At 67.5% G+C, this 1,243-nt stretch carries 1 protein-coding gene; it reads left to right on the top strand.

Annotated features, from left to right (window positions below; genetic code table 11):
- Positions 1-1,243 (top strand): amino acid adenylation domain-containing protein (locus ACZ5CR_RS45940; RefSeq protein WP_468869862.1); only part of this gene is annotated, 1,243 nt, incomplete at both ends.

Raw genomic sequence — 1,243 nt, 5'->3', positions numbered from 1 at the left:
CCCGCATGGCCACCACCTCCCGCACCTCGGTCATCCTCACCCACACCGCCACCCGCGAGACAGCCGCAGCCCTGGACCTGCCCGACAGCACCCGCCTGCTGGACCTGGACACCGAACGCGGCGCGATCACCACCCAGCCCACCACCACCCCGGCCGTGGTGATGCACCCCGACAACGCCGCCTACGTCCTCTACACCTCAGGCTCCACCGGCCAGCCCAAAGGCGCCGTCAACACCCACGCCGCCTTCACCAACCGCATCGCCTGGATGCAACACACCTACCCCCTCACCCCCGCCGACCGCGTCCTGTTCAAGACCCCCATCGGCTTCGACGTCAACGGATGGGAATGGACCTGGCCCCTGACCACCGGCGCCCGCATCCACCTCACCCCACCCGGACACCACCGCGACCCCCAACAACTAGCCACCCTCATCCAGAGCCACCACATCACCACCGCCCACTTCGTCCCCTCCATGCTCCGCTACTTCCTCAACCACCCCACCACCAAAAACTGCACCACCCTGCGCCACCTCATCGTCTCCGGCGAAGAACTCACCCCCCACCTCACCCACACCCACCACCACACCCTCCCCACCACCCAACTCCACAACCTCTACGGCCCCACCGAAGCCGCCATCGACGTCACCGCCCACACCACCACCAACACCACTGGCACCACCGGCACACCCAGCCGCATCCCCATCGGCACCCCCATCAACGCCACCCACATCCACATCCTCGACCCCCACCACCAACCCACCCCCATCGGCGTCACCGGCACCCTCCACATCGCCGGCACCCCCCTCGCCCGCGGCTACCACCACCAACCCGCCCTCACCGCCGACCGCTTCACCCCCCACCCCACCCAACCCGGACAACGCCTCTACAACACCGGCGACCTCGCCCACTTCAACCCAGACGGCACCATCACCTACCTCGGCCGCACCGACCACCAAATCAAAATCCGCGGCCAACGCATCGAACCCGCAGAAATCGACACCGCCCTCCAAACCCACCCCCACATCACCCACACCATCACCACCACCCACACCACCCCCGACCACCAAACCCACCTCGCCACCTACTACACCACCAACACCCCCACACCCCCCACCCCCACCCAACTCCGCACCCACCTCACCCACCACCTCCCCCCAGCCATGATCCCCACCTACCTCACCCACCTCACCACCCTCCCCCAACACCCCAACGGCAAGACCAACACCACCCAACTCCCCCCACC

The organism is Streptomyces sp. NPDC031274 (assembly GCF_055570235.1).
This window is presented reverse-complemented; position numbering and strand designations above follow the sequence as displayed.